We start from the raw sequence: 14,107 nt of genomic DNA on the forward strand, positions 1-14,107 counted from the left end.
GTCAACGTCCTGTGGGCGCTGATCCGTGACCGACGGTGCTACCACGTCACACCTCCAGTGACCGAGACAGCTTGACAACGACATTAGGAAGCGAGAGTGGGGGCGGTGAGGTCCTCGACGGCGCCGGTGGCGATGTCGTAGACCCAGCCGTGCAGGGCGACCCGGCCGGCGGCCGTCGCCCGGGCCACCGCGGGGTGGGTGGCGAGGTTGGCCAGCTGGGCGAGGACGTTCTGCCGGACCAGGGCCGGGACGTCGCCGTCGGCGGCGGTCCGCGCCACCGAGGCGTCCGCGTGGCGCAGCCAGGAGGCGACGGCGGGCGCGGAGCTGAGGTCGTGGCGCTCGGCGAGGGCGGTCATCGCGCCGCAGGCGGAGTGGCCGCAGACGACGATGTCCCGCACGTTCAGCGTGGCGACCGCGTACTCGATGCTGGCGGAGACGCCGTCGGCCTCGGGGGTGTGGGCGGGCACCAGGTTGCCGGCGGTGCGGACGACGAACAGGTCGCCGGGCTCGGTGCCGGTGATCAGCTCGGGCACCACCCGGGCGTCGGAGCAGCCGATGAACAGCGTGCCCGGGGTGTGGTGCGTCGCCAGGTGCGCGAACAGCTCCTTCTTGGCCGGGAAGACGTCGCGCTGGAAACGGGCGAGGCCGTCGGTCAGATCCTGCATGGTCACTCCCTTCGAGTGGGGTCGGACCCGGTGGCCCGGTGAGATCCACCATGCATGACCTGGCCTCATAGCGTCCAAGAGGTGCTGACCATGGAAACGATCGACACCATCTATAGTGACGTCCGTGGCTTCCGTCGAACTGCGTCACCTGCGCTACCTGCTCGCCGTGGCCGAACAGGGCAACTTCACCCGCGCCGCCGAGGAGCTGCACATCTCGCAGCCCACGCTCTCCCAGCAGATCAGGCAGCTGGAGAAGACCCTGGACGTCCAGCTCCTGGACCGCACCGGCCGCACCGTGCGACTCACCGACGCCGGCGCCGTCTACGCCGACCACGCCCGGCGCGCGCTGCGCGACCTGGCGGCCGCCGAACGCGCCGTCCACGACGTCCAGGACCTCACCCGCGGCCACCTGCGGCTGGGCGTCACCCCGACCTTCACGGCCTACCTGGTCGGCCCGCTCACCGCCGAACTGCACGCCCGCCACCCCGGCATCGGCCTCACGCTGACCGAGCTCACCCAGGACCGGATCGAGACGGCGCTGCTCGCCGACGACCTCGACCTCGGCATCGCGTTCGCCGGCCCCCACCTCCCCGGACTGGCCGCCACCGCCCTGTTCGTCGAGACGCTCAGCCTGGTGGCCGCCGCCGCACGCGCCCGCACGATGCCCGGACCGCTACCGGTCGACGCCCTGCGGCACGAGCAACTCGCGCTGCTCAGCGGTGACTTCGCCACCCGCGGCCACATCGACGAGTACTTCGCCGCGCACCGCAGCACCCCGCGCATCACGGTCGAGGCCAACTCCGTCCAGGCGCTCACCGAGATCGTCCGCCGCACCGACCTGGCCACCGTCCTGCCCGACGCCGTCACCCACGACCACCCGCACCTGCGCCCCGTCCCGCTCGAACCGCCGCTGCCGACGCGCACCGTGACCCTGCTGCACCGCGAGGGTGCGTACCGCAGCGCGGCCGGCCGGGCGTTCACGCGGCTCGCGCACGAACTGGTGCAGGCCCGCGGGTACCGGCCGGCGCGGCAGCCGGTGACGGCGCGTCAGTCGCGCCCCGGAGCCCCCGAACCGGTCCGCTAGGATGGCCGGCATGTTCCTCGACCGTGACTAGGACCCCGCGCGGCAACCGCCCACCACGACCGGTGGCGCGGTTCCTCCGGCGTCCCTGTCCACCTTCACCGGCGCGCTGCGCGCCGTTCCTTCGAGGAACTCCACCATGTCTTCGTCCTACGGGGCTGTCCTGCGCACCCCCGGCGCTGCCCGACTCTTCGGCTCGGCCCTGATCGGCCGCCTCTCCTACGGCACCGTCTCGCTCTCCCTGCTGCTCGCCGTCAGCGGCACCACCGGCTCGTACCCGCGGGCCGGGTGGGTGATGGCGGTGTTCTCCACCGTCAGCGTGCTGCTGTTCCCGTTCCGGGCCGGACTGGTCGACCGGTACGGCCCGCGCCGCGTCCTGCCGCCGATGGCCACCGGGTACGCGCTCACCCTGCTCGCCCTGGCCGCCGCCACCTGGCGGCCCGGCACCCCGTACCCCGTGCTGCTGGCGCTGGCCGCGGTGTGCGGCGTGGCGGCCCCACCGCTCGGACCGGTCACCCGGGCGCAGTGGAGCCGCCTGGTGGCCGACCCCGAACTGCGGCGCCGGGCCTACAGCCTGGACACCGTCGCCGAGGAACTCCTGTACGTCACCGGCCCGTTGCTGGCCGGCCTGATCGCCACCGCGGCCCGGCCCGCGGTCGGCCTGCTGCTCAGCGCGGTGCTGGTGCTGGGCGGGACGCTGACGCTGGCCGCCGCCGTCCCGGCTGCGACGGCGCAGCAGGACGAGTCCGGTGGGACGCCCGCCGGTTCGTCGACCCGGGGGCTGCTGTCCCGCTCCCGGCAGCCGCTGGCGGCGGCCGCCGGGGCCGGGGCCGGGCTCGGCGCGTTCGGCCTGCTGGCCGTGGTGTTCGCCGGTCGGCACGGGCGGGACGCGGACGTCGCCTGGGTGGAGGCCGCGCTCGCCGCGGGCAGCGCGATCGGCGGCCTCGCCCTCGGCGCCCTCAACTGGCGCGCCCCGGCGGCGACTCGACTCACCGTGCTGACCGCCGCCCTCGGCGCGGCGCTCGCCCTCGCCGCGCTCGCCCCGTCCCTGCCCGTGCTGGCCGTCGTCGCCGCGCTCGCCGGCCTGGCCGTCGCACCGACCCTCACCACCGCCTACCTGCTCACCGACGAGATCGCCCCGCCCGAGCAGCGCACCCGGGCCGGTGCCTGGGTCAACACGGCATTCAACGCGGGCGGTTCCGGCTCCACGGCGCTGGTCGGGCTGCTCACCGAACGCGTCCCGCTGCCGCTCTGCCTGCTGCTTGCCGCCGCGCCCGTGCTCGCCGCCCTCGCCGCCGCACCGTCCTGGCGGCGGGGCGGCGCGGGGCGGGCACTGCCGGTAAAGAGCTGACGGCCCGTCAGTCTCCGATGAACCACAGGTAGCTGCCGGGAGTGTTCGCGCAGGCCGTCAGCAGGGCGGCCAAGTCCCGTACGGCGGCGGCCTGCGACTCGTAGACGCAGCGCTCCAGCAGGTCCGGGATCTCGCGCAGCGCGGCCTCGGCCTCCTGCTCGCCGAACAGCGTGTCGCCGTACGGGTCCACCTGCCGGAGCCGGCCGGAGCCGCGGGGGTCGAGCGTGCTCAGTGCCTGGTCCAGGGCGTCGCCGTGCTCGTACGAGCCGCGCAGCAGGGTGGCCCGGGAGGTTGACCAGCTGGAGCGGGCCGGCCGGGCGGAGTGCAGTTCGAGCTCAATTCCCATGGTTCTGCCCGTCGTTCGGCTCGGTGAGCGGTGCGCTGTGCCAGTGTTCGAAGGTGCGGCGGGGGTGCCCGGGAAGTGCGGCCCGGCCGGTGGCCCAGAGCAGGGTGGGCCACCGGCCGGCGCCGGCGGGCGCCTCGGGGAACAGCCGCGCCAGCGCCCGGTCGCACAGCCCCGCGGGCGGGCTCCAGGGCAGGCCGAGGCCGGACGCCGCGTCGTGGGTGTGCACCAGGGTCTCCACCACGCCCATCGCGGCGAACCCCTCCGGGTCGGACACCCCGTACGAGTGGAACGCCCGGACCTGCGGGGCGGCCGTCCGGACCACGGCCGCGAGCAGGCCGCCGCCGGCCTCCAGCGTCCGCAGCAGGCCGGCCGGGCCGGCGGCGCGGTCCACGTACAGCACGTTCGCCGGCCCGTCCGGGCGCTCGCGCTGCCAGCGGTACGGCAGGTAGCCGTCCAACGGGGGCCGGGCGGGCGCGAGTTGGGTCGCGTACCCGAACAGCGCGTCCGCGGCGTGCTCCACCGTCTCCCAGCAGTCCCACGCCAACTCCCCGGCCGGGACGGACCAGTCGGCCGTGAGCGCGCCCGTCAGGGTGCCGACCGCCGTCCGCACCGCGAGTTCGACGTCCGCCGCGGTGACGGCCGTTCGCGCGGCCGGGCCCGGCGTTCCGCTCCCGTCCGCCGTGTGCTCCTGTGACATGCGCCGACCCTAGCCGGACCGGCTCCGCCGACACGCGCCGACCCTGGCCGGACCGGCTCCGCCGACATGCGCCGACCCTGGCCGGACCGGCCGTGCCGCGGTCGGTCATGGGCGGAGGTCCGCGTACACGGTCTTGCCGTACGGATCCCGGTCGGCGCCCCAGGCGGCGGAGAGGCAGCGGACCAGGGTGAGGCCGCGGTGGCTCTCGTCGTCCGGTCCGGCCTCCACCACCACCGGCAATTCGCGCGAGCCGTCGCGCACTTGGATGCGGACCGTGCCGTCCGCCCGGTGCCGGACGCCGACCTGCATGAGGGTGGTGCAGCCGGTCTTCAACGCGTTGGAGACCAGTTCGGTGACGATCAGCTCGGCCGCGTCAACGAGGTGCGGCAGTTGCCACTCCCGCAGTTTGGCGCGCACCAGGCGGCGGGCGGAGCGCGCCGACTCGGGCCGGTAGCGGAGCACCGCCGTCTCGGGCCCCGGCAGTCCCGTGCTCGCGACGGGGGCGATCCCGGCCGCCGTCACGCCGGCTCCCGGTGGTGCGGGCGGGGCGGGTCGGAGCGGTGCATGGCAGGCCTCCGTTGATCGGCTGGAGGTGGACGCGGCGGCCCGCTCGGGGCCGCCCGCCGGCGGCCCGTCGATCCGGGCTGCCCACACACCGTGGCGGGTCGGCGATGAATCTGCAACGGAATCGGCGTCGAATCACCCCGAGGGTGGGAACTGGCACATGCCGCGGCGATCGGATGGCGTGGCGCGGCAAACTGATGACGTGTCAGACTGCGCTCGTCCGCACGGGCGGTGAACGCATGGACCCGGGAGGTAAGCGCGTGGTGGCACGGCCGAGGCCGACGACACGGCGGATCGAACTCGGGCACGAACTCCGGATCCTGCGCCGACGGGCGGGCCTGACGCTGGAGGAGGCCGTCAAGGGCCTGCCGTTCAGCGAGACCAAGCTCCAGCGGGTGGAGACCGGGCTCCAGGACCTGCGGAACGCCGGGGACCTGCGCAAACTGCTGGCCCGGTACGGCATCGACGACGAGGAGGCGGTCGACAGGCTGGTGGAGATCCAGCGCACCGCCTCGCGCCAGGACTGGTGGACGCCCTACATGGTGGCGCCGATGGCCCCCTCGATGCCGCGCTTCCTGGGCGTGGAGTCCTCCGCCCAGGCCATACGGGCCTTCCACCCCACCTGCGTCCTCGGCCTGTTCCAGACCGAGGCGTACGCCCGGGCCCTGCACGAGAGCGCCAAGCCGATCGAGGAGTTCACCACCGAGTTCATCGACACCGCCGTCGCCATCCGGATGGCGCGCAAGGAGCGGCTGGTGAGCGCGGACGACCCGGTCAAGCTCTGGGCCATCCTGTACGAGCCCGCGCTCCGGTACGTCGTCGGCGACGAGACGGTGATGCGCGGCCAGTACGAGGAGATCGCCCGGTTGGCCGCCCTCGACAACGTCACCGTGCAGATCCTGCCGCAGACCGTGCGCGGCTACCTCTCGCTCAGCGACTTCACGCTCCTGGACCTCGGCGCCTCCCTCCCCGCCGCCGTCCAGGTGGACTTCGCGGGGGCCAGCATGTCCCTCACGGACAAGCCCCGCGAAATCGGCCGGTTCACCAGGATGTTCGAAGCGCTGACCCGCTCGGCCCTCCCGTCCGAGGCGACACCGGAGTTCCTGCACCAACTCACCCGAGGAATCAGTACATGACCACGCACATCGCGGCCACCGAACTCGTGGGCGCCGGCTGGAAGAAGTCGTCGTACAGCGGCGGCGGCAACAACTGCGTCGAGCACGCCGACCTCACCGGCACCGCGTTCGACGCCATCGCCATCCGCGACTCGAAGGACCCCGCCGGACCGGCCCTGCTCGTCAGCCGCGAGGCGTTCGGCCGCCTGGTGGCCTTCGCCGCGACGTTCGACGTCTGATCGGCCCAGGGCCGCCTCCCCGGCAACCGCCGGCGGCAGGCGGCCCTTCCCGCGCCCGGACCCGTTCGACCGCCGACCGACCTGACGGCACGTCGGAACCGGACGCCCGGCCGCCTCTTGGCGGACACCACCCCCGCCCGGGGCGGGCTTCCCTATCCTGAGCACCGGGGGTGAGTATGCATACCATCATCGTGGTGCCGCCGGGGGGACCGCAGCCGCAGGAACACCTCACACTGGCGGCCGGCGAGCGGCTCGTCTTCGGCCGCAGCCCCGCGGACCTACCGGGGCGGCACCAGCGCCTGATCATCGGGCACGGCGGCGTGTCACGGACCGCGGGGGAGATCCTGGCGCAGGGCACCTTCTGGACCCTGAGCAACCTCAACCTCGAGCGGACGTACGTGGTGGAGAACCCGGAAGGCGGCGGCGAGCACATCAAGGTCGCGCCCGGCCGACTCGACGCACCCGTTCCGTTCGAGTTCGCGCGCATCGTGCTGCCCGCCGCGGGCGACCTGCTCACCTTCGACGTCTGGGCGCCCCGGCACGACTACCTCGGCGCCGGCCCCCGGCTCCCCGAAGGCGCCACCACCGCCGCCGCGTTCGCGCTCGACCGCACCAAACGCTACTTCGCCGTCCTGGTCGCCCTCTGCGAACCCCGCCTGCGCGACGCCCCCGCCCACGCGCCGCTGCCCACCGCGGACGAACTCGTCGAGCGGCTGCGCCCCGGCTGGCCCGCCGCCAGCCGCTCCACCGTGCAGTGGAACATCAACTACCTGGCGGTCAAACTGCGCCTGGCCAACACCCTGCGCGACCCGGAGCCGGGCACCCGGCGCAACGGCATGAAGGAGTCCCTGGTGTCGCTCGCCCTGCGCTTCGACATCGTCCGCGAGGACGACCTCGCCGTCCTCGACGCCGGCGTCGGAGCCGCCCGATGAGCCGGCCCGACGAGCAGTCCTGCGCCGTGCCCGTGCCCGCGGGCTACCGCCTCGGGCCCTGGACCGTCGGCGCCCCACTGGGCACCGGAGGCTTCGGCAGCGTCTACACGGCCCGGCGCGGCGACGGCGGACAACCGGCCGACGCCGCACTGAAGTTCCTGCCCACCGGCACCCGCACGCCTCGTCAACTGCGGTACCTCCGCGACCTCGCCGAACGCGAGATCGACCTGCTGAGCCGGGTGCGCGCGCCCCGCCTGATCCGCTTGCACGAGGTCCTCACCGTCGACGACCCGTCACAGCCCGACCTCGACGGCGCCACCGTCCTCGTCCTCGACCGGGCCGAGAGCTCGCTCCAGGACCTGCTGAACGGCTCGCCCCGGCCCGACCGGGGGCCCGAACTGCTCGTCGAGATCTGCGAGGGCCTGCACCAACTCCACCGGACGGGCTGGCTGCACGGCGACCTCAAACCGGCCAACGTGCTCCTGATGGCCGACGGCTCGGCCCGGCTGGCCGACTTCAACCTCGCCGCCGAACTCGACGGCACGCACGCCTACTCGCCGATGTTCGCCACCCCCGACTACACACCGCCGGAGATCCTCTGGGGCGACCTGGCCGAACGCGGCCGACGGATCCGGCCCACCACCGACATCTGGGCCTTCGGCGTCCTCGCCCACCTGGTCCTGACCGGCGCGCCGCCCCTGCCCGGCGCCACCGCCGCCGCCCGCCGCGACGCCACCGTCCGCTACGCCCGCGGCACCGAACAGCTCCGGCTCTCACCCGAACTCCCGCCCGACTGGCGGCAGATCATCACCGACTGCCTCGCCCCGACCCACCGGGAACGCGCCCCGCACGACGCCGCCTCCGTGCTGCCCCGGGTCCGCGCCGCCGCCAGAGGCGCCGCCGCGCCCCGACCGCTCGGCACCGCCCGCCTGCTGCGCCGGTCACTGACCGCCCTCGCCTGCGCCGGCGCCCTCACCGCGGCCGGCCTCGGCCTGGCCGCCGTGACGGCCAAACACCCTGCGGCGCCCGGCAGTTCGCTCGTCGGCTACGACCGCTGCCTCAGCGGGAACGTCTGCTTCTTCGCCGAGCCCGACGGCAACGGCCGGATGTGCTCCTGGGAGGGCGACGAGACCGACTGGCTCGGCGGCGCCTCCCGCTGCAGCTGGGCCGACCGGCAGACACCCCGCTCGGTCTTCAACAACGGCATCGGCCCCGAATCCGGCGAGCCACTCGTCCACGTCGTCTACTACGCAGGCGCCCAACTCCAGGACCGCATCGACTGCCTCCCCCGCGGCACCCGCCAGAACCTCGACCTCACCCGCTCCCCCCGCTCCCACGTCTGGACCGAACGCTGCTGACAGCACCGTGCCCGCCCCGGGACAGGGAGCACGTCACCCGCTGGCGAGTGACGCGAGTCTGCACCCGATGCCGGTCCGGGGGAACCTGTCACTTCACAGGAGCGGCAGGAGCCCGACGCCGGGCACTCTTCGGTGCAGGCAAACCGACAGAGGGGGAAAGCACATGAAGATCCGTTCCCGCCTGGCCGCCCTGGGCGCGCTGGGCATGGTGGCCGGCTCGATGCTCTTCAGCGCCGCGCCGGCGCAGGCGTACGGGCCGCTGACGTTCCACTACGCGGTGGTCGACACCTCGAACTGCGAGCGTCTGTGGGGGGACCTGGCCGTCAGGAGCGAGTCCGCCGGCTGCCGCCTCAACGACTCCGCCGACAACACGTTCTTCGAGAAAGTGGGAGGGGGCCAGGCCGTCAAGATCACGCTGAGCGACGCGGACGGGATGGTCGCCAAGGTGGAGATGCATCCGAAGACCAACGAGATCTGGGTCTACGACACCCGCAACGACGGGGACAGCATCTACGTCACCTACCGGATCAACGGGGGCGGCTGGTCCGCGCCGCTGGGCGTCACCGGAACGGACGACGTGATCGATTACGACGTGCACCCCTTCTCCGCCGCGGCCGGCGCGACGATCGGCCTCCGGGTGTACGACGACTACGCGCGGACCGATCTCCTGGGAGAGCTGTACGGCCGGGCCTGACCCGCCGCCGGGTGACACTCCGTCACGTCCGTGTCGGCGGGGTGTCACCTGCTTGCGGTCGTACATTGAGCGGATGATCGTCGACAACGGGGCGGGGCCCTCGCGGCCCGCGCGGTACGGGTGGGGGCCGTCGGGGCGGCAGTTGGCCGCGCGGGGGGAGTGGCGGGAGCTGCTGGAACGTTTCCGCCTGGCGAAGGCGCTGGACGATCCGCTGTCCGGTCCGCTCGGGCACCTGGTGGCGTACGGCGCGCCCGCCGCGATCGCCGGCGGGCTGTTCGACCCGGCGGCCGGGCCCGGCGCGGCGGCGACGGTGAGTGACCACGACGCCGGGCCGCTGTGGGAGGTGCTGGCCACCCGGCACCCGTGGCCGGTGCTCGCCGCGCTGCCGCTGCCGCCGGCGATCCGCCGCCTGGCCGCGCACACCCGCGCCCTGCTCGGCGAGGACCCGCCCGGGGAGGGCGTCTCGCTGCGCCCGTGGGAGGACGCCGGGTGGGAGCGCGACACCCGGGTCCGCGAGTACCTGCCCGGCGGCGGGGCGCGGCGCACCCTGCACCTCGCGCCGCCCACCCGGGAGGGTCTGGGCGTCCTCAGGCTGCCGCCCCCCGGAGCCAGGTCGATCGGCGGCCCGGCGACGGCGCTGCTCGCCGGACTGTCCGACTGGACGTTCGCCGTGTGCGTGGCGGGCCGCGCCGCCGACGCCGCCGCGCAGCTGGCCGCCGGGCCGGCCGTCACGGGCGGGCAGCTGCCGTTCGCCGCGCTGTACCCGGCCCTGGTGCACCTCGCGTCCGCCCGGCCCGACCGCGGCGCGGCCCACGGGCGGCTCGCCGTCCGGCAGTTGCTCGCGGCGATGGACGGCGCCGCCGGCGAGGACCCGGCCCGCCTCGACGCGCTGGTCGGCCGCCTGCACTGCCTGGCCTGGACCGAGCCCGGCGACGACCTGCGCCACCTGCACGTCGCACTCGCGGACCCGGCGAGCGGTCTCGCCTGGGCGGTCTCCGGCACCACCCCCGAACCCGCCTGAGCGGCTGCCGGGAAGCGCCGCGCCCCCGTCGGCGTCCGGCAGCACCGGAACGCCCACGGGGGCGGCGAGGAGACGCGGCGTCAGGCGGCGGTCGTGGCGGCCGGGGCCTGCGCCTGGGCGGGCAGGTCGGCGTGCTCGGCGGTGCTCGTGCTCTCGTCGTAGGGGAGGGCGCCCGCCAGGACGGCGTTCATCCGCTCCCGGTCGAGCTCGCCCGTCCAGTGGCCGATCAGCACCGTCGCGGCGGCGTTGCCCGCGAAGTTGGTCAGCGCGCGGGCCTCCGACATGAAGCGGTCGATGCCGACGATCAGGCCGACGCCGTCGACCAGCGCGGGCTTGTGCGACTGCAGGCCGCCGGCCAGCGTGGCCAGGCCGGCGCCGGTGACGCCCGCCGCGCCCTTGGAGGCGATCACCATGAACAGCAGCAGGGAGAGCTGCTCGCCGATCGACATCGGCTTGTCCATCGCCTCGGAGATGAAGATCGACGCCATGGTGAGGTAGATCGCCGTGCCGTCCAGGTTGAAGCTGTACCCGGTCGGCACGGTGATGCCGACGACCGGGCGGCTCACGCCGAGGTGCTCCATCTTCGAGATCAGCCGGGGCAGCGCGCTCTCGGAGGACGAGGTGGACAGGATCAGCAGGAACTCCCGGCCCAGGTACTTCAGCAGCGCGAAGACGTTCACCCCGGCGGCCAGCCGCAGCAGCAGGCCGAGCACCACGACCACGAACAGCGCGCAGGTCACGTAGAAGCCGATCATGATCACGGCGAGGCTCTTCAGCGCGGCCGTGCCGGTCGCGCCGACCACCGCCGCCATCGCGCCGAACGCGCCGATCGGCGCCACCCACATGATCATCGACATCACGCGGAACACCAGCTTCTGCAGGTGCTCCACGCCGCGCAGGACCGGCGCGCCCGCCGCGCCCATGCCCTGCAGCGCGAAACCGACCAGCAGCGCCACCAGCAGCGTCTGCAGCACCTGACCCTGCGTCAGCGCCGACACCAGGGTGGTCGGGATGATCCCGAGCAGGAAGTCGGTGGTGGACGCGGCGCCCGCCGCGGCCTGCGCGTGCCCGGACTTCGCCAGCGCCGAGGTCAGGTGCAGCCCGCTGCCCGGCTCCAGCAGGTTGCCCACCAGCAGGCCGATGCCGAGCGCGACCGTCGAGGTCAGCAGGAAGTAGCCGAGCGCCAGACCGCCCACCCGCCCGACCTTCGCCGCCTTGGTGACCGACCCCACACCCAGCACGATGGTGCAGAAGATCACCGGGGAGATCATCATCTTGATCAGGTTGACGAAGCCGGTGCCGACCGGCTTCAGCTCCACCGCGAACTTCGGCGCCGCCAGACCCACCACGATCGCCGCGACCACCGCGACGATCACCGCCAGGTACAGGAAGTGGGTGCGGTCCGCTCTCTTCGTCGGCTTCGCGTTCGTGGTGGGGGTCATCCGCGCGGCTCCTTCGCCGTAGGCTCGCTCTCGTCGCGCCGCCGGGGGGAGCGGACACGACCGGCCCGTGGGTGGCGGGCCGCGCACGACTATCCGCCCGGACGTGAGCCAGGTCACGATTGCGGTCATAGAGTTCACGGCGGACCCCCGCACCCGCCACCAGCGGCCCGCCACCGGGCACACTGGTCGACATGCACCCGACCAGCCCGCCCGCCGGCCCCGCCCGCCCGCGCCGGCGACGCAGCCTGGCCGGACGGCTGTTCGCCGTGCAGGTCGTCATCGTCGGGGCCGTGGTCGCCGGCGGCGCCGTCCTCGCCTACCTGTTCACCGCCGGCCGCGCCGAGGACACCGCCCGCCACCAGGTCACCGCCGTCGCGCTCTCCCTCGCCGACGCTCCCACCGTCCGCGAGGCCGCCACCGGACCCGACCCCAGCGCCGTCCTGCAGCCCTACGCGCAGCGGGTCCGCACCGACACCGGGGTGGACTTCGTCACCGTCATGGACCCCCGGGGCATCCGCTGGACCCACCCCGACCCGGCGCAGATCGGCCGCCCGTTCCTCGGCCACATCGACCAGGCCCAGCAGGGCCGCCTCCAGCAGGAGACCTACACCGGCACCCTCGGCCCGTCCGTGCGCGTCGTCGCCCCCGTCTACGACGACGGCCACCACGTGGTCGCCCTGGTCAGCGCCGGCATCACCGTCGACAACATCTCCGCCCGGCTGCGCACCCCGCTGCTCGCCCTGGTCGGCATCGCCGCCGGCGCCCTGGCGCTCGGCGCCGCCGCCAGCTACCTGCTCGCCGCCCGGCTGCGCCGCCACACCCACGGCATGGACGCCGAGGAACTCGCCCACCTGTACGACTACCACCAGGCGACGCTGCACTCGGTCCGCGAAGGGCTGGTGCTGCTCGACCGCGACCACCGCGTCCTGCTCTGCAACGACGCCGCCCGCGAACTGCTCCGGCTCGCCGACCCGGTGGGCCAGCCGACGGTGCGCCAGCTCGACCTGCCGAGCTCGCTCACCCGGGCACTGGAGTCCGCCGAGCCGGTGCGCGACGAGGTGCACCTGACCGCCGAACGCGTGCTGCTGCTCAACACCTCGCCGGTCGGGCCCGGCCTCGGCACCGTGGTCACCCTTCGGGACCACACCGAACTCCAAGGCCTCACCGGCGAGTTGGACACCGTCAAGGGCATCGCCTCGGCCCTGGACGCGCAGGCCCACGAAGCCGCCAACCGGCTGCACGCCGTCGTCTCGCTGATCGAACTCGGCCGGCACCGCGAGGCCGTGGAGTTCGCCACCGCCGAACTCGCCCTCGCCCAGCGGCTCACCGACCAGGTCGTCGGCGCCGTCGGCGAACCCGTGCTCGCCGCGCTGCTGCTCGGCAAGGCCGCCCAGGCCGCCGAACGCGGCGTCGAACTCCACCTCACCGAGGACAGCCGGATCGACGACGGCGTCCTGCCCGACCGGCTCACCCCGCGCGACCTGGTCACCCTGCTCGGCAACCTGATCGACAACGCGGTCGACGCCGCCATCGAGAACGCCGCCCAGGCCGCCCCCGAAGTCCGCGTCACCGCCCGCACCGACGACGGCCACCTGCTGCTCCGGGTCGCCGACACCGGCGCCGGCGTCGACCCCGCCGCCGCCGACGAGGTCTTCCGCCGCGGCTGGACCACCAAGCAGCACGGCCGCGGCCTCGGCCTCGCCCTGGTCGCCCAGACCGCCCGCCGCAACGGCGGCGACGTCCGGCTCGGCGATCCCGGCCGGCCCGGCGGCGGCGCGGTGCTCACCGTCCGACTCCCGCTCCAGCGCCCGGCGGTGGACGCATGACCGGCGCGCGCAGAGCGGAAGTCCAGCCCCGACCGGACCGCCAGGAGGTGGGCCCGTGAACGGCAGGCCCGACGACCGGCCGATCCGGGTGCTGGTGGTCGAGGACGACCCGGTCGCCGCCGACGCCCACGCCCGGTACGTCACCCGCACCCCCGGCTTCGCCGTGACCGCCACCGCGCACTCCCGCGCCGAGGCGTTCCGCGCACTGGAGCGGGCCCGCGAGTCCGGACTTCCGGTCGAGCTGATCCTGCTCGACCTCTACCTGCCCGACGGCCACGGCCTGCACCTGTGCGCCGCGCTGCGCGCCGCCGGGCACACCGCCGACATCATCGCCGTCACCTCCGCCCGCGACCTCGCCACCGTCCGACAGGCCGTCACCGCCGGCGTCGTCCAGTACCTGCTGAAACCGTTCGGCGCCGCCGCGCTCGGCGACCGCCTGGGCCAGTACGCCCGCTACCGGGCCAGCCTCGGCCGGGACGGCGAGGCCCTCGGCCAGGACGAGGTCGACCGGGCGCTCGCCCTGCTCCGCGGCACCGACCGCACCAGCCTCCCCAAGGGCCTGAGCGCCGCCACCCTGGACACCGTCGCCGCCGCACTGCGCACCGCCCCCGACGGGCTCTCCGCCGGCGCCGCCGCCGAGGCCACCGGCGTCTCCCGGATCACCGCCCGCCGCTACCTGGAACACCTGGTCAGCACCGGCCGCGCCACCCGCGAACCCCGCTACGGCCAGGTCGGGCGCCCCGAACTCGGCTACCGCTGGAAGACGGACTGACGGA

The 14,107-nt window shown here is 74.4% G+C and carries 15 protein-coding genes; 10 read left to right on the plus strand and 5 right to left on the minus strand.

Annotation, left to right across the window (positions count from 1 at the left end):
• Positions 1 to 83: 83 nt before the first annotated feature.
• A complete protein-coding gene (locus tag ACFV1L_RS24050; protein ID WP_380369044.1) occupies positions 84 to 665 on the minus strand; it encodes a carbonic anhydrase in 582 nt (193 codons plus the stop codon).
• A gap of 124 nt (positions 666 to 789) precedes the next feature.
• On the opposite strand from ACFV1L_RS24050, the gene cynR reads away from it, so the two are divergent.
• Both cynR and ACFV1L_RS24060 read left to right on the plus strand, forming a co-directional pair.
• Positions 790 to 1,749 carry a transcriptional regulator CynR gene (cynR, locus tag ACFV1L_RS24055; protein WP_380369045.1) on the plus strand — a complete coding sequence of 320 codons (960 nt, stop codon included), beginning with the start codon at positions 790 to 792 and terminating at the stop codon, positions 1,747 to 1,749.
• Between the two features lie 136 nt (positions 1,750 to 1,885).
• The gene (locus ACFV1L_RS24060) at positions 1,886 to 3,097 is read left to right on the plus strand and encodes an MFS transporter (RefSeq protein WP_380369047.1); all 1,212 of its coding nucleotides are present in this window, start codon (positions 1,886 to 1,888) and stop codon (positions 3,095 to 3,097) included.
• A gap of 7 nt (positions 3,098 to 3,104) precedes the next feature.
• Here the strand turns inward: ACFV1L_RS24060 and ACFV1L_RS24065 are convergent, their stop codons facing one another.
• The 3 genes from ACFV1L_RS24065 to ACFV1L_RS24075 form a co-directional block, all read right to left on the minus strand.
• Positions 3,105 to 3,443, minus strand: a complete 339-nt coding sequence (locus tag ACFV1L_RS24065) for a hypothetical protein (protein ID WP_380369049.1) — start codon at positions 3,441 to 3,443, stop codon at positions 3,105 to 3,107.
• The gene (locus ACFV1L_RS24070) at positions 3,433 to 4,140 is read right to left on the minus strand and encodes a hypothetical protein (protein WP_380369052.1); all 708 of its coding nucleotides are present in this window, start codon (positions 4,138 to 4,140) and stop codon (positions 3,433 to 3,435) included. The genes ACFV1L_RS24065 and ACFV1L_RS24070 overlap by 11 nt, the downstream gene beginning before the upstream one ends.
• Positions 4,141 to 4,245: 105 nt before the next feature.
• Positions 4,246 to 4,662, minus strand: a complete 417-nt coding sequence (locus ACFV1L_RS24075) for an ATP-binding protein (protein ID WP_380369055.1) — start codon at positions 4,660 to 4,662, stop codon at positions 4,246 to 4,248.
• A 305-nt stretch (positions 4,663 to 4,967) separates the two neighbouring features.
• Here ACFV1L_RS24075 and ACFV1L_RS24080 point away from each other — a divergent pair, with 305 nt between their 5' ends.
• From ACFV1L_RS24080 to ACFV1L_RS24105, 6 genes are all read left to right on the plus strand, one after another.
• Entirely contained in the window at positions 4,968 to 5,840 is an 873-nt protein-coding gene (locus tag ACFV1L_RS24080; protein ID WP_380369058.1) for a helix-turn-helix domain-containing protein, read from the plus strand.
• A complete protein-coding gene (locus tag ACFV1L_RS24085) occupies positions 5,837 to 6,058 on the plus strand; it encodes a DUF397 domain-containing protein (RefSeq protein ID WP_380369060.1) in 222 nt (73 codons plus the stop codon). Before ACFV1L_RS24080 ends, ACFV1L_RS24085 begins: the two co-directional genes overlap by 4 nt.
• Positions 6,059 to 6,234: 176 nt before the next feature.
• Complete coding sequence (locus ACFV1L_RS24090) at positions 6,235 to 6,990, plus strand: FHA domain-containing protein (RefSeq protein ID WP_380369063.1); 756 nt, start codon at positions 6,235 to 6,237, stop codon at positions 6,988 to 6,990.
• On the plus strand, positions 6,987 to 8,348 hold the full coding sequence (locus ACFV1L_RS24095; RefSeq protein WP_380369064.1) for a protein kinase: 1,362 nt from the start codon (positions 6,987 to 6,989) through the stop codon (positions 8,346 to 8,348). Before ACFV1L_RS24090 ends, ACFV1L_RS24095 begins: the two co-directional genes overlap by 4 nt.
• Positions 8,349 to 8,511: 163 nt before the next feature.
• Positions 8,512 to 9,042, plus strand: a complete 531-nt coding sequence (locus ACFV1L_RS24100; RefSeq protein WP_380369067.1) for a hypothetical protein — start codon at positions 8,512 to 8,514, stop codon at positions 9,040 to 9,042.
• 73 nt (positions 9,043 to 9,115) lie between these two features.
• Entirely contained in the window at positions 9,116 to 10,063 is a 948-nt protein-coding gene (locus ACFV1L_RS24105; protein WP_380369069.1) for a hypothetical protein, read from the plus strand.
• An 80-nt stretch (positions 10,064 to 10,143) separates the two neighbouring features.
• On the opposite strand, the gene ACFV1L_RS24110 is transcribed toward ACFV1L_RS24105, so the two are convergent.
• The gene (locus ACFV1L_RS24110) at positions 10,144 to 11,505 is read right to left on the minus strand and encodes a cation:dicarboxylate symporter family transporter (RefSeq protein ID WP_380369071.1); all 1,362 of its coding nucleotides are present in this window, start codon (positions 11,503 to 11,505) and stop codon (positions 10,144 to 10,146) included.
• 191 nt (positions 11,506 to 11,696) lie between these two features.
• Here ACFV1L_RS24110 and ACFV1L_RS24115 point away from each other — a divergent pair, with 191 nt between their 5' ends.
• Together ACFV1L_RS24115 and ACFV1L_RS24120 are read left to right on the plus strand one after the other, a co-directional pair.
• The gene (locus ACFV1L_RS24115) at positions 11,697 to 13,331 is read left to right on the plus strand and encodes an ATP-binding protein (protein ID WP_380369073.1); all 1,635 of its coding nucleotides are present in this window, start codon (positions 11,697 to 11,699) and stop codon (positions 13,329 to 13,331) included.
• A gap of 55 nt (positions 13,332 to 13,386) precedes the next feature.
• Positions 13,387 to 14,103 (plus strand): response regulator, encoded by a 717-nt coding sequence (locus ACFV1L_RS24120; RefSeq protein WP_380369076.1) that lies wholly within the window; start codon positions 13,387 to 13,389, stop codon positions 14,101 to 14,103.
• The last annotated feature ends 4 nt before the right edge of the window (positions 14,104 to 14,107 follow it).

Source organism: Kitasatospora sp. NPDC059646 (genome assembly GCF_042734615.1).
GTDB lineage: Bacteria > Actinomycetota > Actinomycetes > Streptomycetales > Streptomycetaceae > Kitasatospora.